Genomic DNA, 20589 nt, shown 5'->3' on the forward strand with positions numbered 1-20589 from the left:
TAACCATGAAACGAATTATTTCCACAAACAAAGCGCCTAAAGCCGTCGGCCCCTATAGCCAGGCAGTTGAAGCAAACGGTATGTTGTATGTTGCCGGCCAGGTTCCGCTCGACCCGGAAACCATGCAGGTTGTTGATGGCGGTATTAAAGAACAGACCCGCCGTGTAATGGAAAATATTGGAGTCATTTTGCAAGCTGCCGGCTACGATTTTTCCGACGTGGTGAAATCTACCTGTCTGCTTTCCGACATGGGGCATTTTAAAGATATGAATGAAATTTACGGCCAGTACTATCCCGAGAATCCGCCGGCACGTGCTGCCTTCGCCGTAAAAGATCTTCCGCTGGGTGTTTTAGTCGAAATTGAAACAATTGCCGTAAAGTAATTGTGGAAATACACTTATCGCGGTGTTTTTTTTGTTCCCCGGATGTTATTTCTTTCGCTTGTTTTTTAGTCTTCTGAAAATAGCGTAAATGGCAATTATCGCCACTGCTAGAATAATGTACAGAACCGGGTTTTCAACGGGTTCGGGTACAGTGGGAGGATAGAATTCCGGCGATTGTGCCTGTGCTGTTTTCTCCCACGAAAGAAGGAGTACTATTAGAAGGAATCCCGGATATTTCATGTCGCTGTTTTTTATAGATTCTTTTTAGTAGAAGCAATTTCCCTATGTCTTTGTTCAATCCCAACAACTTTCGAAATAAACGGAAAATATAAAGCATAGCAATCGTCAATGGTAAGAATGCGAGGAAGCTTGTCCGGATTATTGCCACCCCATTGCTTCTTCTAGATGTTGAAGTGTATTCGTTTTGAAAATAGAAACAAATGGAAAGCAAAAGGGTAGTGGTGTTTGCCGGTTTCTGGATTTTGTTTTGGGTAGGGGACAAAAAAACCCGGATTGAAAACCCGGGCTTTTTAAATATTGTAATAATGGCTTATTCGCCAACTACTTCAAATTCGAGATCAACAATAACATCTTTGTAAAGTTTGATCTTAGCAACGTAAGTACCAACTTCTTTTATGCTGTCTGCTGGCAGGGAAATTTGTTTGCGTTCAATTTCGAAGCCTTTTTTGTTGATAGCTTCAGAAACCTGAATGGTATTTACTGAACCGAAAATTTTACCTGCTGAGCTTACTTTTGCTCCGATTGATACTTTTTTGTTCGCCAGTTTTTCGGCAATTGCAAGTGCTTCGTCCCTTAAGCGGGCTTCTTTGTGTGCACGCTGCCTGATGTTTTCTTCCAAAACTTTTTTTGCAGATACAGTGGCGACAACTGCTTTTTTCTGAGGGATAAGGAAGTTACGGGCATAGCCGTCTTTTACGTTTACAATGTCGTCTTTGCTTCCCAGTCTCTCGACATCCTGTATTAAAATAATTTCCATTTCGTACCTCCTTTTTATTTCAACATATCAGTTACATACGGCAACAAAGCAATCTGGCGGGCACGTTTGATAGCCTGTCCAACTTTGCGCTGGTATTTCAAAGAGGTCCCGGTAATGCGGCGGGGTAAAATTTTACCCTGTTCGTTCAGAAACCTTTTCAGGAATTCCGGGTCTTTGTAATCTACGTATTTGATCCCGTTTTTCTTGAAACGGCAATATTTTTTCTTCTTAATTTCTACTGACGGTGGAGTCAGGTATCTGATTTCGCTTGAATTCTGTGCCATTTTTTATGCCTCCTTTTCTGTTTTTTCTTTTTGAAGCCTTTTCCTTTTTTCACTGTACTCAACAGCATGTTTGTCGAGTTTTACGGTCATAAAACGAATGACGCGTTCTTCACGGCGGAATTCGATTTCCAGTTTGGAAATGAACTCAGGGTTGGCTTTGAATTCAAATAAATGAAAAAAGCCTGTAGATTTTTTCTGAATGGGGTAAGCCAGTTTTTTCATTCCCCAGTCCTCTTCATGGATCATTTCACCTCCGTTGGAAGCGATGATGTCCTTGAATTTTTTTACCGTTTCCTTTACCTGTGGCTCAGATAAAACGGGAGTACAAATGAAAACGGTTTCGTACTGATTCAACATAAACATCAAAATTTTAATTAAACAATTTTAATTTTTCGAGGCGCAAAAGTAGGAATAAATTCATAGATTTCAAACAGTTTGGGCGTTTTTGAAGAATATTAATCAAAAGGAAACAAAACCATAAAAAAAAGAGATGCACCACGGTACATCTCTTGTGAAACAGATAGCCGGTTTTATTCTTTTTTATAATGGAATATTTCCGTGTTTTTTGGGTGGGTTGGTTTTTCGTTTGTTTCGTGTCATTTCCAACGCGCCAATTATTTTTTTGCGGGTGTCTCTGGGATGTATAATTTCGTCAATATAACCCAGTGATGCTGCTTTGTATGGATTGGCAAATTTCTCGCGGTACTCTTCCACTGCCTTTGCTTTTTCTTCTGCGCTGTTGTTCCGGTAGAGTATATTAATGGCGCCCTCGGGCCCCATAACTGCAATTTCGGCGGTGGGATATGCCAGATTTACATCGGCGCCAATGTGCTTGCTCGACATTACGTCGTATGCTCCACCGTAAGCCTTTCTGGTAATGAGAGTAACCTTAGCCACAGTTGCTTCAGAAAATGCATAAAGCAATTTAGCACCGTGTTTTATAATTCCGCCGAACTCTTGCGCAGTGCCGGGTAAAAATCCGGGAACGTCAACAAAAGTAACCAGCGGAATATTGAAAGCATCGCAGAAGCGCACAAAACGGGCAGCTTTTGCCGACGAATTGATGTCGAGCACGCCGGCCAGGTGTGCCGGCTGGTTTGCTACAATTCCAACGGGTTGTCCGGCGAAACGAGCAAATCCGCAGATTATATTTTTTGCATACTGGGGCTGCACTTCCAAAAAGTGATTGTTGTCGATTACACTTTGGATGATCTCGTGCATGTCGTACGGTTTGTTGGGGTCGGCAGGAACCAGTTCCTGAAGTTTTTCTTCAACCCGATCCGACGGGTCAATGGTAGATTTTACTGGCGGATCTTCCATGTTGTTGGCAGGTAAAAAGCTGAAGAGTTCCCGAATCATCATCAGGGTTTGTTCTTCATCGTCGCCGGTAAAATGGGCAACTCCGCTTTTGGTGCTGTGGGTTTGTGCTCCGCCCAGCTCTTCTTTGCTAACATCTTCGTGGGTAACGGTTTTTATTACTTCGGGCCCGGTAACAAACATGTGGCTTTTTTCATTCACCATAAAAATGAAATCGGTGAGGGCAGGGGAGTAAACTGCTCCGCCGGCACATGGGCCGAGTATTGCCGAAATTTGCGGGATGACTCCCGATGCGGTAACGTTGTTGTAAAAAATGTCGGCATATCCGGCAAGGCTTTCCACGCCTTCCTGTATGCGGGCGCCGCCTGAGTCGTTTAGCCCGATAACCGGTGCTCCCATTTGCAACGCCATGTTTTGGATTTTTACAATCTTATCGGCATTGGTGCGGCTTAACGAACCTCCAAAAACGGTGAAGTCCTGGGCAAATACATAAACCAGCCTGCTGTTTATTTTCCCGTACCCGGTAATTACGCCATCGCCAAGGAATTTTTTTTCCTGCATCCCAAAATCGTGGTTTCGGTGGGTAACCAGTTTGTCAATTTCATTGAAAGTTCCCGGGTCGAGCAATTGTAATATTCGCTCGCGTGCTGTTTTTTTGCCTGTTTTGTGTTGTTTCCCGATACGTTCTTCTCCTCCTCCCAGCTCGGCCTGTGAATTGAAATTATCGAGTTGGTTGTATTTGTCTTCTATGTTCATGTCTGAATGTATTTATTCGATTTCAATAAGAATTTGATTTCCTTCGACGGTGTCGCCATCTTTTACATTTACTTTTTTTACGATGCCGTCAATGGGAGCTTTGTATTCACTTTCCATTTTCATTGCAGCAATAATTATGGCATTCTCTCCTTTCTGAATAGCATCGCCTTCTTTCACCAGCACTTTAACTACTTTTCCCGGCATGGGCGACGAAATATTTTTTTCGTTGCTGGCTGTGCCGTTCGACCCCCTGTTGATGAGGTAGCGCGTTTCGGCATCAATAATTTCTAAATCGAAAGTATTGTACAATGTGTGGGCTGTGTACTTTTTCGGGTGATTTTGCGGAACCAGTTCAATGTTGTAAGAACGCCCGCTTTCAATAATGGAGAATGTTCCTCCCGGAGTGTGCAGCAAATCAACCTGGTAGACTTTGCCATCCACGTCCAGTTCAAGAAGATTTCCGTTTTGTTTGAGCAGGTTTACCCAAACAGTTCTATTGTCAATTTTTATTTCAACTGCCATGTTAATCAATTAAAAGTGGTTGATGTAAGGAACTTTTTTCCATCTGCTCTGAGCCGGGGCAAATCCCTGGTTAACTTCCTGCACTCTGTTTATTTTGCTCAGGTAGTCGATGTATGCAGCAATGGCAACCATGTCGTTACAATTGTCGCACGGGTCTTTGGCAAGCAGCAACTCTTTGTTTTTTTCGATGAAGTGTGTGTCGTATTTTCCATCGATGAAATCCGGAGTATTCATAATGCGCTCCAGAAATTTGATGGACGTTTTTACACCGGTAATTTTGTATTCGTACAACGCTCTTCGCACCCTTCTGATGGCTTCGTCGCGATTAGCGCCCCAAACAATAAGTTTTGAAATCATCGGGTCGTAGTAAATCGGAATTTCGTATCCTTCGTACACGTATCCGTCAGTTCGTACTCCAAGTCCGAGCGGCTCTGTAATTTTGTAGATTTTTCCGGCGCTGGGCATAAAATTATTATCGGGGTCTTCGGCATAAATCCGGCATTCGATGGCATGTCCCCGTTGGAAAAGTTTTTCCTGCTGAATTTCCAGCGGATGGCCTTCGGCTGTTTTTATTTGTTGTTTCACCAAATCTACTCCGGTCACGCGTTCGGTTATGGGATGTTCCACCTGGAGGCGCGTGTTCATTTCCAGAAAATAGTAGTTCAGGTCGTCGTCAACCAAAAATTCAATGGTTCCGGCGCCGGTGTAATTTACCGCTTTGGCGGCATCAACGGCAGCACGCCCCATTTCTGATCGCAACTCCGGAGTCATTAATGGCGAGGGTGTTTCTTCAATCATTTTCTGGTGACGGCGTTGCACAGAACATTCGCGTTCGAAAAGGTGAACAGCATTTCCGTGCTGGTCTCCCAAGATTTGAAACTCAATGTGATGGGGCGAAGTAATGTATTTTTCAATGTAAACAGAGTCGTCTCCAAAAGCTGATTTTGCTTCGGAACGTGCTGCCCGTACGGCAGAAACAATGTCTTCTTTGGTATGCACAAGCCGCATTCCTTTTCCTCCACCGCCGGCAGAGGCTTTAATCATTACCGGGAGTCCGATCTCTTTTATTGCGTTAAGCGCTTCTTCTTCGGAATTGATGCTTCCTTCGGTTCCCGGAACTACGGGAATACCTGCTTTTATCATCGTTTCCCGCGCTTTTATTTTATCGCCCATTTGGTCGATAACTTCCGGAGAGGGCCCTATGAAAATAATACCCTCTTCGTTGCATCGCCGGGCAAATTTTGCATTTTCAGAAAGAAATCCGTACCCGGGATGGATGGCGTCGGCATTGCAATTTTTAGCAACTTCAATTATTTTTTCAATGTTCAGGTAACTGTCGCCCGATGGGGCTTTACCAATGTAGTAGGCTTCGTCTGCGTATCTGACATGCTGCGAAGTCCGGTCGGCTTCCGAAAAAACGGCAACCGACGAAATATCCATTTCCCTGCATGTTCGCATAATACGGATAGCGATTTCTCCACGATTGGCTATCAGAATTTTTTTGATGTGATTCATTGTTAAAAATTTCAATTTTTAAAAACACAACTATAAATAACTTGGCTGTTAAAAAAATGTTTAATCTGTCTTTTTCTCTTTTATTGCGAGGTCGAAATTACTTTTAGGGTGTTCCTGTGCAAATTGGTACGTGTTAATGTTTGCTAAACGGCTCAAATTAGACTTAAAAAGCCGGTATTTATTTGAATCATGGAAGGAGCAGTTCAAAAAATACTAAAAACGCGTAAAATATTTTTTTGTTCAATTGGTTCTGTTATTTTTAAGCCATATTTTTACCCTGAATGATGCGCATATTCTTATTGACTAATTTAGCCATAATTGTTTTTGTAGCAGGAACAAAGGCACAGAGTTTAAACTATACCCTGTCTGATGATTCGCTGGTTAACTACCACGCAAGCCAGAAAAAAATATATTATGCCACCCGTACCGAATTGAAACCCAGAATTGATGGGGAGTTGGATGATTTGTGCTGGGAGGAGATTGGCACCTGGCAAGGTGATTTTATTCAGCAACAGCCTAACCAGGCAAAGGAGCCTTCGCAACAAACCAAACTGAAAATTTTGTATGATGATACCTATTTGTATATGGGAATTATTTGTTACGATGACGAGCCTGAAAAAATACGTTCGATTTTGGGGCGGCGCGACGAAAACATGGGCGACATGGCAGGCATTGCCCTGGATAGTTATTTCGATAAACAGTCGGCATTTGAGTTTAATGTTACGGCAGCCGGGCAAAAGGTGGATTTGATGCACCTGGGCGAATACGGCTGGGATTTTAACTGGGATGCGGTGTGGGATGGAAAAGCCTCGGTGGGCGATTCTGCCTGGTATGTTGAAATGCGTGTTCCCTTTAGCCAACTGAGGTACGCAAATAAAGAAGAGCACATCTGGGGAATGCATGTGTGGCGCTGGATTGATCGCTTAAAAGAGGAAGATCAGTGGAAACTGATCCCGGTGGATGCACCGGCAATGGTCTATATTTTTGGTGAACTGCACGGAATAAAAGATATTCCCTACAAAAGAAATTTTGAATTGCTCCCTTACGCCAAGTCGAAATACGTTTCCGGCGCAGAAAAAAATCCAACCGCCGGATTCGGGCTTGACGGGAAAATTGGTGTGACTTCTGATTTTACCTTAGATTACACGATAAACCCCGATTTTGGACAGGTGGAGGCTGACCCGTCTGTTTTGAACCTTACTTCTTACGAAGTTTTTTATGATGAAAAGCGACCTTTCTTTCTGGAAGGAAACAGCATTTTGGAATACGAAGCCGGCAGCGACCTGCTTTTTTACTCGCGGCGTATTGGCGCTGCTCCCGGATATTATCCCGATTACGGGATGGACGAAACCCTTACAATGCCGGATCAAACGTCCATTTTAAATGCACTGAAACTTACGGGAAAAAACCGGTCGGGCTTGTCGTTGGGAGTGATCAACAGCATGACTGCCCGGGAAAATGCTATTATTACTTCCGATAACCAGGAGCGGAAAGAGGCTGTGGAGCCGTTTACCAATTTTTTTATTGGAAGGGTGAAGCAGGATTTTAACAATGGCTCCACCGTTTTGGGCGGAATGGTAACTTCCACAATCCGAAACATTAAAGACGCACATCTGGAGTACCTGCCCGAAAGCTCGTTGGTTAGTGGCCTCGACTTTCAGCACAACTGGCTGAACCGGAAATACTTTGTGGATTTTAAGGGGTTTTATTCTAAAGTTTCAGGGAGCGAAGAAGCAATTTCTTTGCTTCAGTTGGATTCGAGGCACTATTTTCAGCGTTCCGATGCCGGCCACCTCAGCTTTAATGAGAACCTCACTTCTATGCAGGGGTGGGGAGGAGAGCTGAAAGGCGGAAAACGCAGCGGTAAATTCAGGTTGGTCGGTTCGCTTGATTGGCGTTCTCCCGGGGTGGAGCTGAACGATGTGGGGTATCTCCGGCAGGCGGATTATGTAACGCAAAAGCTGTCGTCGGTATACTGGGTGAGCAAACCTAAAGGGATTTTGAACAGTTACTATTTTGAACTGGATCAGCGACAGAACTGGAGTTACGGTGGCGAAAACCTGGGTGGCGATTTGATGGGGCACGTGCGGCTTCAGTTTAAAAATTTGTGGAAACTCGATTTGGTGGCCGACCGTTCTTTTTACGAGGTAGACACCCGAAAACTGTGGGGTGGCCCGTCGCTCAGAATAGACGGGGAAATTTCGGGCGAAGTTTTTTTGCAGACCAATTCCAGCAAAGATTTGTTTTTTGCAGGAGGAGTGGAGTTGATGAAAAATGACGACAAGGTTTCATCCGGGAATTACTACACGTTTTATGTGCAGTGGCAGATTGGAAGCCGGTTTACGCTTTCATCAATGAATAAGCTAAATGTTGTAACCGACAATAATCAGTATGTTACCAGAACCATATTGAACGATGCCACGAATTACATCGTGGGCAAAATCGACCGAAAAACAATTTCGTCTACGCTCAGGGCTGAGTTTTTTGTTACACCCGAGCTTTCATTTCAATATTACGGAAATCCTTACGCTTCTGTTGGAAAGTATTCTGATTACAGAATTGTAGCCGATTCTAAATCAACAAATATAGACCAACGATTTTTGCCCTTGTTTGTACGAAATTTTGACAGCGGAGAAAGCTGGTTGTACACTGCAACCGATAATCCGGTGTTAAACCTGTCATCGAGAAATCCGGACTTTAATTTTCAGGAATTTCGCTCAAATTTCGTTGCGCGCTGGGAGTACAAAACAGGCTCCACCATTTATTTTGTGTGGACAAACACCCGTTCGCGGTACGAGCAATTTTACGAACCATCGGTTTTCCAAAGTCTTAAAGGTTTAAACAAAGTGACGGCCGAAAACGCGTTCATGCTGAAGGTGAGCTTCTGGTTTTCCATTTGAGGCAATAGTGTATCTTTGGCGGCATGAATTTGTCGCAATACATACCTTTTTACCGGCGAAACCTGCATCTGGCTATCCCGGTTGTTTTATCACAGATCGGGCAAGTATCTGTATCTCTTGTTGATAATATGATGGTGGGACACGTGGGCACCCTCGAACTTGCTGCTTCTGCATTTGCAAACAATGTGTTTATAATCGGTATGTTTTTCGGAATGGGAGTTACCATTGGCCTGACGCCACTGGTGGGTAAAGCATTCGGCAATAACGAGTCAGGGGAAGTTGTGAAGCTGTTGAAGAACGGAGTATTTACTCATTTGATTGCTGCTTTTGTGCTTTCTGCAATAATGTTTGGTACTTACTTTTTATTGCCGTATATGGGGCAAACTGCTTACGTGCAGGAGCTTGCTGGCCCTTATTATTTGCTGCTGTGTGCGTCCTACCTTCCGTTTATGCTTTTTTTCTCGGTTAAACAGTTTTTCGAAGGAATCGGGAATACCAAAATTGCGATGCAAATCACACTTATTTCCAATGTAATTAACATCGGTGTAAACTATGTATTAATATTCGGGAAACTGGGCTTCCCGGAAATGGGGCTGATGGGAGCCGGTATCGGAACCCTTGTTTCACGCATTGCAATGCCTTTGTTGTTTTTTATCTACATCGTCAACATTTCAAGGTTTAAACAATATTTTATACTTGCTCGTTTGCAACAATTCTCGAAAAAGCGGATTGTTTCAATTTTGAAGATTGGAATTCCGATTGGTTTTCAGATAATTGTAGAAGGTCTGACTTTCAGCCTGGGAGCAATTATGATGGGATGGCTGGGAGAAATTCCGTTGGCAGCGCACCAGGTTGCAATCGGTCTGGCCAGCTTTTCTTACATGATTTCGTTGGGTATTTCGCAGGCAACAACAATACGGGTTAGCCATCAATTGGGGCAAAACGATTATAAGTCTTTGCGGATGGCGGCCTTTGCTTCAACGCATTTGGTACTGCTGTTTATGATGTGCATGGGGGCACTGTTTGTGTTAACCAGAAACTATTTGCCGTTGATTTTTACTACCGATGCAGACGTGATTGCAATTGCCTCCCGATTGCTGATTGTTGCTGCTATTTTTCAGATGTTTGACGGGTTGCAGGTTATTATGCTTAGTACATTACGTGGTATGGCAGATGTGAAAATTCCAATGTTGATGGCTTTTGCCGCGTACATGCTGGTTGGGTTACCCACAAGCTATTTGTTCGCGTTTGTGTTAAATTCAGGGCCTCAGGGAATCTGGTACGGATACCTTGTGGGGCTGGGAACAGCAGGCATTCTATTCTTCTTTCGTTTCAAATATAAACTTCGGGGCAGGGCATAAAAAAACGGGTTATCAATGGTGGCGATAACCCGATTGTTCATAGTTTAGTTTAGTTAGACCTGGAAAAATATTGGTTTAACAGAGAAAAGGTAGTGTTTCAAATAACATTCAATTTACATTGAATTAAGACTGTGCTAATATAACACAAAATTGGGTTAAATGTGAAATAAAATTAAAAAAATATTAATAAGTGTTAACGGAGTTTTGTGTCCTTTTGTTTAATCTTGTGGCTAGTAGTGTCTTATGTGTATTTCGCATGTTTTTGGAAAAAGCAAGAATTTTTTTTGATGTCATTCTTTTTGGTCAAATTTCGAAAACTTCTGAGAAGGGATAAACCGGTTTTCCCCGGAGAAGAAGTGTCGGAAGATATTTTCAGATGAATTTATTATGAATCCGGCCTGTTTTTTAAAGTTTTTTTTAAGGAAAACACGATTCAAAAAAGGAGGAAAGGTTTTTCCGAAACCGGGGTTTTTAAAGTGTTTTGGTGGTTTTAAGTGGTTTTAATGCAAAAAAGGCAAAAATGAAGAAAGTTGTTTTAACCGGAATTCGTGAGATGGAAATGATTTCCGCTCCTGTCCCCCAAATAGCGAATGCTGACGACGTAAAAATTAAACTGGTTTCCATTGGAGTGTGCGGCTCTGATATTCATTACTATTCCGAAGGAAAAATCGGAACTCAGGTTGTTAAGTACCCGTTTGCGGTGGGGCACGAGTGCTCGGGTACTATTGTGGAAGTTGGCAGCAAAGTTACCAATGTGAAGGTGGGTGACCTGGTGGTGGTTGATCCTTCTGTGCATTGCGGGCACTGCGACCAGTGTTTGTCAGGGAGGCCGCACACGTGCAGAAACAACAGGTTTTTAGGATGCCCGGGGCAGTTGGAAGGATGCCTTTCGGAGTATATTGTGATGCCTTCGTTTACATGCTTCCCTGTTACGGGAAAGCTGAATCCGGTTCAGGCGGCACTGATTGAACCGTTTACAATCGGCGTTTATTCGGTTAAGCTGGCTGAAATTAAAAACAGACAAACATCGGTTGGAATTTTCGGCGCCGGCCCAATCGGCTTAAGTATTTTGCTCAAACTGCTGGCCGATGAAGTAACCAATGTGGGCATGATTGAACCGCTGGAATATCGGTTGGAAAAAGCAAAGGAAATTGGCGTGAGGTATGTTGTTAATCCGGAGAAGCAGAATGTAAAAACGGAAGTGGAGAAGTTTGAGGAGTTGCTGGTTGATGTGGTTTTCGATGCCAGCGGCGAACAGGCGGCTGTGACTAATGCCGTAAAAATTCTTAAGCCCGGAGGAAGACTGGTGCTGGTGGGCATTCCGCCATCGGCAGAATATACTTTCGATATGGATTTAATGCGAAGAAAAGAGCTTTCGATTGTAAATGTGCGCCGTCAGAACCATTGCGTTGAAGAGGCTATCGAATTGGTTGTTTCGGGTAAGGCCGACGTGGAGAAAATGGTAACGCATCATTTTCCGCCGGAAAAAACAAGCACCGCCTTCGATATCGTTGAAGGATACAAAGACGGTGCAATTAAAGCGATGATTGATTTCTGATTAATCAATATCTTTTTCTATCCATCCCGACCGGTCTGGCGGTGCAGGAGTGGTTACTTTTTTAGCCGGTTTTTCTTTCAGTTGTTTTAGCAGAACTTCCACTGCTTTTTCAATGGACGGGTCTTCTCCTTTTGCCAACTGTTCGGGGCGGTCTGTTACTTCAATGTCGGGGTAAACGCCAACACCTTCAATTATCCATTGGCCATTTTCGTCGTAAACGCCAAAGCGGGGAACCGAAATTGCAGTTCCGTCGATGAGGGAAGCGTTGCCCGAAATCCCTACCAATCCGCCCCAAGTACGTGTACCAATCAGTGTTCCCAGTCCTTTTTTTCTGAAAAAGTAAGGGAACGCATCGCCGCCGGAAGATGAGTACCCGTTAATGAGCATCACCTTTGGACCGTCGTGCGCAACACCGGGCGTGCGCATTGGATTTAATCCGTTTCGTTGCCAGTAGCTGATTGTTTTTCGCTCAAGCAGCTCGGCCATTACAGCCGGAATAAAACCTCCGCCATTGTATCGGTCGTCAATAATCAGCGCTTCTTTGTCGTGGTAGGCGTACATCCCGAGGAACAATTCGCGGTTTCCTTCCAGTGCTGTGTTCGGAACGTGGATGTATCCGATTCGTCCGTTCGACAGTTTGTCAACCAAGGCACGCCGTTCGTTTACCCAGGTCAGGTACATCAGTTCCAGTTCGCTTTTTACAGGTTCAATAGCCGAAGTGCGCGGGTTGTCGCCTTCTGCGTTGGCAGAAACTGTAAGTTCAGTGCGCTTTCCGGCAAGATTTTCCAGAAAAATGTAGAGGTTGTCGTCAGTGGTAATTTCTTTTCCGTTGATAGACAGAATGTAATCGCCTTCTTTTACATCCACTCCCGGAGCCGTTAACGGCGAGCGGCGTGAAGCATTCCAGTTTTCGCTGTCGTAAATTTTTTCGATTTTGTATTTGCCTGCTTTTGCATCGGCCTCAATTTTTGCTCCGAGCAAACCGCCGTCAATGTGTTTTACTTTTTCGAAATCGCCCCAGTTGACGTATGCGTGGCCGGTGTTCGATTCCGAAACCATTTCGCTTAAAATGTGATCAAGGTCGGCGCGGTGACCTACGTATGGAAGCCATTCTCTGTAGTTTTTCTTTATCGATTTCCAGTCTACGCCATGCAGATTATCTACGTAAAAATAGTCTCTAAATATTCGCCAACCGTCGTTGAATACCTGTTCCCATTCTTTTTTAGGGTCTATTTTCATCTCCATGTTTTCGAGGTTGAGTTTCCCGTCGTCGGGTTTAACTCCCGGTTTAATGGCAGTAATGCCAAAGCCGTCGTTGGAGCGGTAGAGCATCATTTTTTTGTCTGCAGATACCGTAAACTGATAAATCTTATTTGCTATCTCCTTGCTTTTTTCCTCTTTGATATCATACATTTCCATTTTCCCGCTGTTGATGTAAAGCAGGCCGCCTTCTACCGGCACGAGGTTACGGTAGTTTCCGGTACTGGGAGAAAGTGCTACAATCCGGTTGTTAATGCCTTCAAAATCGATAGATACACTAACTTCTTTTTCTTCTTGTTTTTTGTCGTCTTCTTTCTTTTCAACTTCGTCGTTTTTAACCGGTTCTTCATCGTTTTTGTCTTTGTTCAGTTCCGGACCGTCGGCTTTTAAAATTGCTGCATAAATGCGTGTTGCATTGTTGTACAGGTAGTTGAACTCAAAACTTGAAAAGCTAAGGTTGAAATCGCGATTGGACAAAAAGAAAATATAGTTTCCGTCATCGGAAAAAACAGGAGAGAAATTGCTGAACGTAGCATCTGTAAGCTGGTATTTTTTCGCTTCGGGTATATTGTACACCCAAATTGCCGGCTGCCCGTTGGCAGATTCTTTGGAATAAACAATCCATTTCGAATCGGGAGAGAATGAGTAATCCCTGATTTCTGATTCGGTAGCATGGTCGGCAATTGTCTCTTTTTTTGTTTCGATGTTAACCAATTTGAGGTTTAACGTACGGTCGGAATAAACCAGGTATTTGCTGTCGGGCGACCATTCGCTTTGGTATTTCCATGCGGCAGAGCCCTTGGTCAGTTGTACCGGCTTGGCGCCTTTTTGGTTTTCCAGCAGGTAAACTTCGTACTCGCCAGTGGCATCGGAGAAGTAGGCAATGTATTTTCCGTTGGGCGACCATGCCGGGTAAATTTCGCGGACTCCCTGTGTTTGCGACAAGTTTTCCACAGAGCCGTTTTCTGCCGGAACAGAAAAAATGTCTCCCCGCGCATCGAATAATGCTCGCTTGCCGGTAGAAGATATGGCAAAACTGTGGATGTTTTCTTTTACATTTTTGAAGTAGGAAACCAGGTTGGGGTTGTCGAAATGGATATTTACCGATATTTTTTCGGTTTTGCCAGTTTGCATATTCAGTTTGTACAGGTATCCGTCATTTTCAAATGCCAGTTGCCCGTTTTGCCCCGACGGCCAAAGCACATCCATTTTTGTGAACCGGGTGATTTGCTCGGTTTGTTTTGTAGAAGTATCGTAGCTGAAAATGTTGAATTTCAGGTTTCGGTCTGAAGCGAAATAAATTTTATCGCCATGCCACACAGGCCACTGGTCAGAACCCGGAAAATCGGTTATTTGTTCCGATGTGTTTTTTTCGAGATCGTAAATCCAAAGTTCGGTTGCCCGTCCTCCTTTGTATCTTTTCCACGAGCGGAATTCGCGATCGACCGGAGTAAAACAGATTTTTTTTGCATCGGGCGAAAAAGTAGCAATCCCCCCGTTTACAATCGGAAGCGGCTTTTCAAACCCGCCTTCAATGTTCACGGTAAAATACTTGCCGTTGCGTTCGCCAAATTCTGTACGGTTGGAACGGAACAGAATATTTTTGCTGTCGGGAGTCCATCCGAGAACTACATTATCGAACCCGCCACGCGGCGGCATCAGTCCTACGGAATTGTACCAGGTTAGTTGTTTGGAAACTCCTCCCTCCGAAGGCATAACAAAAACCTGCCTGTTTCCGGCATACTCACCAGAAAAGGCGATCCATTTACCGTCGGGCGATATTTTTGGGAAAAGTTCCATCCCTTCGTGGGAAGTCAGCCTTTTGGCATCTCCTCCGTTAGAATTTACCGTCCAGATATCTCCGGCATACACAAATGCTACCAGGTTCCCGTTAATGTCGGGGTAACGCATCAGCCTGGAGTTTTCGGCAGCTTGTGTTGAATGTATTGCTGTGCCTGCAACGAGGAGAGCAGCAATTACAAATTGTTTTATTTTTTTCATAGTACTGAATAATTAATCAAATAATTTTCGAGAGGCACAATATACAAATTTGGGTAGGGAATGGAAAATACATTTGGCAGGGAAAAAGAAACGGTTTATTTGGTCTGAACGCCCGGTTTTTCCCGTTTTTAGTTAGTCCACTTTATACAAATTTTTGCCTGAAATCAGCCCCTTTTTTGCCTTTTATCGAGATTAATTTTTTGTTACATGCAGTTGAAATTTCGGCCTTAGTTTTAACTTTGTGCGCACGATAGGAGAAATAATAAACTCATATTCATGGCTGAAGTGTTAAAGATGCTTTCAGGTTTTTGAAAAAGAATATGCAGTTGCAAAGTAAAATCGGGTATTTTTTATGAGCACTTTGTCCGGCGAAATAATAGAACTTGTACACAGCAAACAGGAAGCCGCGTTTGAGGTGATGTTTAGCGTTTATTATCCCCGGCTGGTCTATTTTGCGAAGGAGTATGTTCCTTACGAAGATGCAAAAAGCCTTGTTCAGGATGCATTTATTACTTTTTGGGAAAAGAACCCCGATGTATCTACCGAGTCACAGTTGCAAAGTTATTTGTACACCATTGTAAAAAACAATTGTTTAATGCGTTTGCGGCACGAAAAAATAGAAAAAGGATACGTAAACGAGGCGGAGCTCAGGATTCAAAACCAGGTTTACTCCTCAGCGCTGCAACAATTGGATACTTCTGAAATTGCTTTTCAGGAGATTGAAACAATCATCGAAAAAACACTTTCTGATTTGCCGCCCCGCTGCAGAGAAGTGTTTGTGCTGAGCCGTTTGGAAGGCAAAAAAAACCATGAAGTGGCGCAGGAACTGAATATCTCGGTTAAAGCAGTGGAGGCGCAAATTACCAAAGCACTCAAGGTTTTTCGTATCGAACTCAGAGATTTTCTTCCGATCCTGGCCTACCTGCTAAGCACAAAATTGTAAGTGCTTTTTAGCGTTTTTGTGGTGTTGGGCAGTATGTGTTTTCTATAAAAAATTGATGCTTTTTTGTGAATTCGTTGATGGGATTTTCTGTTGAGCACCTTATGTTTTTTTAATGTGTCTTTTAGTTTATTAAAAAGTGAAATGTTGTATTGTAGTGTGTTATAGATGGTTTGCTCTCGTATTTTCGTGCGTCGTTTTCTATTTCAATTCAACATTAAAATAAAAAAGAAAAAAAATAGTTTCCGGCGTAGGGTATTTGCTTTTTCAATCATTTTATATCAGAGAAGAAGCTAAATGGAAAAGAAAGAAATCATAAACGAGTTAGTTAACAGAAAACCTCTACACCGGTCAAAAGGACTGTCGTCCTGGATTCAGCAATCTGCCGAAAATCAAAAAGAATACATTCGTTATAAAAATACCTGGGCATTACTTCAGCGCGGCGAAGAGATGAATAAAAAGTTTGTTGCTGAAGATTTAAAACTGGTAAAACGAAAAATCGGGCTGACTAAAAACAGGTTCGATTTTCGCCAGCTTTTAAATTACGCTGCAATACTTGTTTTTGTGTTTGTTGCCGGATATTTTGTGCGTTCACTTACTACCATGAAAGCGAACCGGCACGTGGTACTGAACGAAATTTCGGTTCCTAACGGAAACAGAAGTCTGGTGGTTTTCCCGGATGGAAGCAAAGCACTGTTGACAAACGGTTCTAAAATTACTTACCCCGGTAAATTTGCAGAAGACTCCAGGGATATCCGGTTGGAAGGCGAAGCCTTTTTTACTGTTAAGCACAATAAGAAGAGTCCGTTTTTCGTCAACATCGGCGCTAACCGGATTAAAGTGCTCGGCACCGAATTTTCGGTTTCTGCCTATCCCGAAGAAAACAGTGTGCGCGTTGATTTGGTTTCAGGACGGGTGCAGATGGATGTTGCCGAAGGAAACGGCAGGTACGAGTCGTACGTGTTAGAACCTCTGCACAGTTTAATTCTGGACAAAAAATCGGGAAAACTGAAAAAGCTACCCATTTCCGACAATTTCTACAAATATTGGCAAAAAGGCGAATACGATTTCAAAAATGAATCTTTTACCAGTCTGGCTAAAAAGATTGAGCGCATTTTCAGCGTAAAAATCATATTCGAAGACGATGCCATTGCAAACAGCACTTTTACAGGTGTATTCTACATTGATTCAAATATCTACACAATAATCGAAACATTCAGGCGGGCGTCGAACATCCCGTTTGAATATAAAATTGAGAAAGACAAGATCTATATAAAAACTATTAAATGAATGTGCCAATGAAAGAACCTTGAATTTAATCGAAAGCGGAAACTGCCCGCCAGCAATTTCCGCCTCTCAGGAAAACACGCGAATGTTTTCCGGTTTCTAAATTAATAACAAGCCTAAAAGGCTTAATTATCCACATTTAAAGAATCAAATGTATGAAAAAAAATAGAATTTTTAGGGGGGGTAGGGAAAACCTTCCTGTCACTAAATTTATAAGAATTATGAAATTGACAAGTTTGCTTTTCATATTTGCGCTCATCCAGGTTTCTGCTGAAACCTACTCGCAAACTGCAAGGTTGACGCTCAACATGGAAGATGCATCGTTGGCAACTCTTTTCGAAGAAATAGAAAAGACCTCTGATTTCCATTTTTTTTATGACAGCAGCAGTCTTGATTTGTCACAAAAAATGACGATAACGGTTGAAGACTCGAACATCGAAACAGTGTTGGATAAGCTGTTTGGCGAATCCGGGATCTCCTACGAAATTTATGACCGTTACATTATTCTGAAAGGCAAAGCCGGAAGTAATGCAAAAAATGGAGCAGCAGTTCAGCAACAGCACGCTGTTTCCGGCTCGGTTACCGACAAAGGGAAACAGCCTTTGCCCGGTGTAACAGTAATAATTAAAGGAACTTCGGACGGTACTGTTACTGATTTTGACGGAAACTACACGTTGAACAATGTTCCTGAAAATGCTACCCTTCAGTTTTCGTTTGTAGGGATGCGCACCCAGGAAGTAGAAGTAAGCGGCCAGAACGTTATCAATGTTCGGTTGGAAGAAGAAACCATTGGCATTGAAGAAGTGGTTGCCATTGGATACGGCACTCAGAAAAAAAGCGACCTTACCGGAGCAGTTGCTGCCGTAAGCGGCGATGAGCTGGCTACCAGTTCAAATATTTCTGTTGGTGGTGCTTTGCAGGGAAAACTTTCCGGATTGTCAATCATTAGTAAAAGTGGTTTTCCGGGATCAGAAACTTCAATCAACATCCGTGGAGTAGGCACATTCGGAAGTGGCGACAATCGCCCGTTGGTTGTAATTGATGGTATTCCGGTAGAAAACGGTTTTGAAACACTTAACCCCACCGATATCGAAAGTGTTAACGTATTAAAAGATGCTTCTTCGGCAGCCATTTATGGTTCGAGAGCAGCCAATGGTGTTATTCTGGTTACTACCAAAAAAGGTACTTCCGGAAAAGCCAAGGTAAATATCAATGCACACTACGGTATGCAATCGCCGTCTAATATTATTGACGTGCTTTCTGCAAAGGAATTTGTTTCTGCAATTCAGGAAATGGCAGCCAACAAAAAAGCCATTGACGGCGGAAATCCAACAACAAAATACGATGGCCTGAATCCGGCTGATTTCGGAAAAGGCACTGTTTGGAGCGATTATATTTATAAATCTGCACCAACTTACGATGTAAATGCAAGTATCAACGGCGGCAGCGAAAATATGCTGTATTACATGTCGGGCGAATTCTTAAGCCAGGACGGGATTGGAATTAACACCGGTTTCAAAAAAGGAACTTTAAGGGCGAATGTACAAGGAAACGTAAGCGACAAAGTTACCGTGGGTAACAACATTCACCTTGCTTATATGTACACCACAGGAAGTTCGGACAACCGCTACTCCGACGTTATTTTTAATGCTCCGATTACTGATGCTTACGACGAAGACGGCTCGTACGGAGAGCCTGGAAGCCTGACTGCTTCGAAAAATGCAATTGCAGAGGTAGCCTGGAGAACTCCGGAAAACAACAACTACCGGGTAATGGACAACTTCTTTCTGGAAATGAATTTTACCGATTGGTTGAAGTTCAGGTTCAACGGTGCAGTTGACATGGTTTACAATGAATACAGCCTGTTTTCTCCCTTATACAACGACGGCGGGCAAACCAACAGCGTGAACAGCCTGGTTAACGAACGCGAAAAAAACCTGATGTGGGTAACAGACTATCTGCTTTATGCTGATAAAAAATTCGGAGACCACACGTTGAACGCAATGGCTGGTTTTTCTCAACAGTTAATTTCTGTGGATAACCTTTACGGTGGAGTAAAAGATTTTGTTTCTGAAGTAGATAATATGCAGGTGATTGACGGCGGAACCAATTCTGTGGAACGCGACCTGAGCGGCGGCAAAAGTGAATTGGCGCTGGCATCGTACTTTGGCAGAATTAACTACGATTATAAACAGAAATACCTGTTCTCTTTCAACCTGAGGGCTGACGGCTCTTCACGTTTTAAAGGAGACAACCGTTGGGGAGTTTTCCCGTCTTTCTCCGGTGGATGGAGACTTTCAGAAGAAGACTTTTTTAGCTCAGCTATTGTCAATTCATTAAAATTGAGAGCATCCTGGGGGCAGTTGGGTAACCAGTCAATTGGCTCGTGGTATCCGACTATTGCACCGGTTGCAAAACAAAATGTTATTCTGGGTGCCGGCGGCAACAACCAGCAGCTTTATTCTGGTTACAGCCAGACTGTACTTGGAAATCCGAACCTGAAATGGGAAACAACTTCTGTTACCAATATCGGTTTCGACCTTGGTTTGTACAAAAACAAAATTTTCTTTACCGCTGATTATTTCATCAAAAACACCGACGGAATTTTACGCACAATGGTACTTCCGCTGTCTGTAGGTATGGGAGCGCCCAACGTAAATTATGCACAGGTACAAAACAGTGGGGTAGACCTTGATCTTACGTACAAAGGACAGGTAAACGACTTTTCATACTCCATTGCAGCAAATGCTTCTTTCCTGAAAAACCAGATTAAAAAGCTGAGCGAAGGAATTGATGAAGAAGTAATTTCAATTGGTTCGTACGGAGGTGTCACCATCAACCGCGTGGGAGAGCCTATCAGCGCATTGTACGGTTACAAAACCAATGGCTTGATAACTACCCCGGAACAAGCTCAGAAGATGAAAGACATGGGGCAGGGGAATGCCAAAGTAGGCCGCCTGGCTTATGTTGATGCAAACGGCGATAAAAAAATCGATGGCGACGACCGGGTAATTCTGGGAAGTTATATTCCGAAAGTAACACTGGGAACAACACTTTCTGCCAATTGGAGAAACTTCGATTTTAATGCTGTTTTTTCAGCAGTTTTGGGTCGGAAACAACACTCCCCAATGTCGTTCCAAAACCGTATGCCAAACAGAAATATGAGTCGCAAATGGTACGACAACCGCTGGGTCTTAGGTGAAGATGCCGAAGGAAAATATCCTGCAATAATTCAGTCGGAATCGTACGAAGAAATGACTGACCTGATGGTTTCAAATACTTCATTCATGAAAATGAGGTCAATCTCTCTCGGTTATTCCCACACTTTTAGCGATTTCAAAGCCCGGATGTATGTTACAGGCGAAAACCTGCTAACAGTTACCCACAAAGATTTTGATGGTTTCGACCCCGAAAACGGGAACAGCGTTGGCCATTACACCAATTGGGGGTACGATTATCCTACAGCTAAAATATTTATTGTTGGAGTTAATGTAGAATTTTAAAGAAA

15 protein-coding genes are annotated in these 20589 nt (G+C 43.2%); 7 read left to right on the forward strand and 8 right to left on the reverse strand.

From position 1 onward, the window contains the following. The first annotated feature begins 5 nt into the window (after window positions 1-5). Window positions 6-383, forward strand: coding sequence for a RidA family protein (locus BUB08_RS03515; protein WP_072999012.1), 378 nt, complete (start codon window positions 6-8; stop codon window positions 381-383). Between the two features lie 45 nt (window positions 384-428). Here the strand turns inward: BUB08_RS03515 and BUB08_RS03520 are convergent, their stop codons facing one another. The 7 genes from BUB08_RS03520 to accC form a co-directional block, all read right to left on the reverse strand. Then, on the reverse strand, window positions 429-623 hold the full coding sequence (locus BUB08_RS03520; RefSeq protein WP_072999014.1) for a hypothetical protein: 195 nt from the start codon (window positions 621-623) through the stop codon (window positions 429-431). A gap of 310 nt (window positions 624-933) precedes the next feature. Continuing rightward, window positions 934-1380, reverse strand: coding sequence for a 50S ribosomal protein L9 (gene rplI / locus BUB08_RS03525; protein ID WP_072999015.1), 447 nt, complete (start codon window positions 1378-1380; stop codon window positions 934-936). 14 nt (window positions 1381-1394) lie between these two features. Beyond that, window positions 1395-1664, reverse strand: a complete 270-nt coding sequence (gene rpsR / locus BUB08_RS03530) for a 30S ribosomal protein S18 (RefSeq protein WP_072999017.1) — start codon at window positions 1662-1664, stop codon at window positions 1395-1397. 3 nt (window positions 1665-1667) lie between these two features. Continuing rightward, complete coding sequence (gene rpsF, locus BUB08_RS03535; protein WP_139249608.1) at window positions 1668-2021, reverse strand: 30S ribosomal protein S6; 354 nt, start codon at window positions 2019-2021, stop codon at window positions 1668-1670. A 183-nt stretch (window positions 2022-2204) separates the two neighbouring features. Further along, entirely contained in the window at window positions 2205-3737 is a 1533-nt protein-coding gene (locus BUB08_RS03540) for an acyl-CoA carboxylase subunit beta (RefSeq protein WP_072999019.1), read from the reverse strand. A 12-nt stretch (window positions 3738-3749) separates the two neighbouring features. After that, window positions 3750-4259: a biotin/lipoyl-containing protein gene (locus tag BUB08_RS03545; RefSeq protein WP_072999824.1), complete on the reverse strand. Its 510-nt coding sequence runs from the start codon at window positions 4257-4259 to the stop codon at window positions 3750-3752. 9 nt (window positions 4260-4268) lie between these two features. Next, a complete protein-coding gene (gene accC / locus BUB08_RS03550; RefSeq protein WP_072999021.1) occupies window positions 4269-5774 on the reverse strand; it encodes an acetyl-CoA carboxylase biotin carboxylase subunit in 1506 nt (501 codons plus the stop codon). 281 nt (window positions 5775-6055) lie between these two features. Between accC and BUB08_RS03555 the strand changes: the two genes are divergently transcribed. From BUB08_RS03555 to BUB08_RS03565, 3 genes are all read left to right on the forward strand, one after another. Next, entirely contained in the window at window positions 6056-8674 is a 2619-nt protein-coding gene (locus BUB08_RS03555; protein WP_072999023.1) for a DUF5916 domain-containing protein, read from the forward strand. A 23-nt stretch (window positions 8675-8697) separates the two neighbouring features. Further along, complete coding sequence (locus BUB08_RS03560; RefSeq protein ID WP_072999025.1) at window positions 8698-10035, forward strand: MATE family efflux transporter; 1338 nt, start codon at window positions 8698-8700, stop codon at window positions 10033-10035. A gap of 520 nt (window positions 10036-10555) precedes the next feature. Then, window positions 10556-11593 carry a zinc-dependent alcohol dehydrogenase gene (locus BUB08_RS03565; protein WP_072999826.1) on the forward strand — a complete coding sequence of 346 codons (1038 nt, stop codon included), beginning with the start codon at window positions 10556-10558 and terminating at the stop codon, window positions 11591-11593. On the opposite strand, the gene BUB08_RS03570 is transcribed toward BUB08_RS03565, so the two are convergent. After that, window positions 11594-14854, reverse strand: a complete 3261-nt coding sequence (locus BUB08_RS03570; RefSeq protein ID WP_072999027.1) for a S41 family peptidase — start codon at window positions 14852-14854, stop codon at window positions 11594-11596. It lies immediately after the preceding gene. 352 nt (window positions 14855-15206) lie between these two features. Here BUB08_RS03570 and BUB08_RS03575 point away from each other — a divergent pair, with 352 nt between their 5' ends. From BUB08_RS03575 to BUB08_RS03585, 3 genes are all read left to right on the forward strand, one after another. Then, window positions 15207-15797, forward strand: coding sequence for an RNA polymerase sigma-70 factor (locus tag BUB08_RS03575; RefSeq protein WP_072999029.1), 591 nt, complete (start codon window positions 15207-15209; stop codon window positions 15795-15797). Between the two features lie 294 nt (window positions 15798-16091). Continuing rightward, on the forward strand, window positions 16092-17084 hold the full coding sequence (locus tag BUB08_RS03580) for a FecR family protein (protein ID WP_072999031.1): 993 nt from the start codon (window positions 16092-16094) through the stop codon (window positions 17082-17084). A gap of 218 nt (window positions 17085-17302) precedes the next feature. Continuing rightward, window positions 17303-20584: a TonB-dependent receptor gene (locus BUB08_RS03585; RefSeq protein ID WP_072999033.1), complete on the forward strand. Its 3282-nt coding sequence runs from the start codon at window positions 17303-17305 to the stop codon at window positions 20582-20584. The last annotated feature ends 5 nt before the right edge of the window (window positions 20585-20589 follow it).

Source organism: Mariniphaga anaerophila (assembly GCF_900129025.1).
In the GTDB taxonomy this organism is placed as follows: Bacteria; Bacteroidota; Bacteroidia; order Bacteroidales; family Prolixibacteraceae; genus Mariniphaga; species Mariniphaga anaerophila.

Excerpts from the sequence above, each read along its gene's own strand:
- BUB08_RS03515 (WP_072999012.1), top strand. The coding sequence starts at position 6 with ATGAAACGAATTATTTCCACAAACAAAGCGCCTAAAGCCGTCGGCCCC.
- BUB08_RS03520 (WP_072999014.1), bottom strand. The coding sequence starts at position 623 with ATGAAATATCCGGGATTCCTTCTAATAGTACTCCTTCTTTCGTGGGAG.
- rplI (WP_072999015.1), bottom strand. The coding sequence starts at position 1,380 with ATGGAAATTATTTTAATACAGGATGTCGAGAGACTGGGAAGCAAAGAC.
- rpsR (WP_072999017.1), bottom strand. The coding sequence starts at position 1,664 with ATGGCACAGAATTCAAGCGAAATCAGATACCTGACTCCACCGTCAGTA.
- rpsF (WP_139249608.1), bottom strand. The coding sequence starts at position 2,021 with ATGTTGAATCAGTACGAAACCGTTTTCATTTGTACTCCCGTTTTATCT.
- BUB08_RS03540 (WP_072999019.1), bottom strand. The coding sequence starts at position 3,737 with ATGAACATAGAAGACAAATACAACCAACTCGATAATTTCAATTCACAG.
- BUB08_RS03545 (WP_072999824.1), bottom strand. The coding sequence starts at position 4,259 with ATGGCAGTTGAAATAAAAATTGACAATAGAACTGTTTGGGTAAACCTG.
- accC (WP_072999021.1), bottom strand. The coding sequence starts at position 5,774 with ATGAATCACATCAAAAAAATTCTGATAGCCAATCGTGGAGAAATCGCT.
- BUB08_RS03555 (WP_072999023.1), top strand. The coding sequence starts at position 6,056 with ATGATGCGCATATTCTTATTGACTAATTTAGCCATAATTGTTTTTGTA.
- BUB08_RS03560 (WP_072999025.1), top strand. The coding sequence starts at position 8,698 with ATGAATTTGTCGCAATACATACCTTTTTACCGGCGAAACCTGCATCTG.
- BUB08_RS03565 (WP_072999826.1), top strand. The coding sequence starts at position 10,556 with ATGAAGAAAGTTGTTTTAACCGGAATTCGTGAGATGGAAATGATTTCC.
- BUB08_RS03570 (WP_072999027.1), bottom strand. The coding sequence starts at position 14,854 with ATGAAAAAAATAAAACAATTTGTAATTGCTGCTCTCCTCGTTGCAGGC.
- BUB08_RS03575 (WP_072999029.1), top strand. The coding sequence starts at position 15,207 with ATGAGCACTTTGTCCGGCGAAATAATAGAACTTGTACACAGCAAACAG.
- BUB08_RS03580 (WP_072999031.1), top strand. The coding sequence starts at position 16,092 with ATGGAAAAGAAAGAAATCATAAACGAGTTAGTTAACAGAAAACCTCTA.
- BUB08_RS03585 (WP_072999033.1), top strand. The coding sequence starts at position 17,303 with ATGAAATTGACAAGTTTGCTTTTCATATTTGCGCTCATCCAGGTTTCT.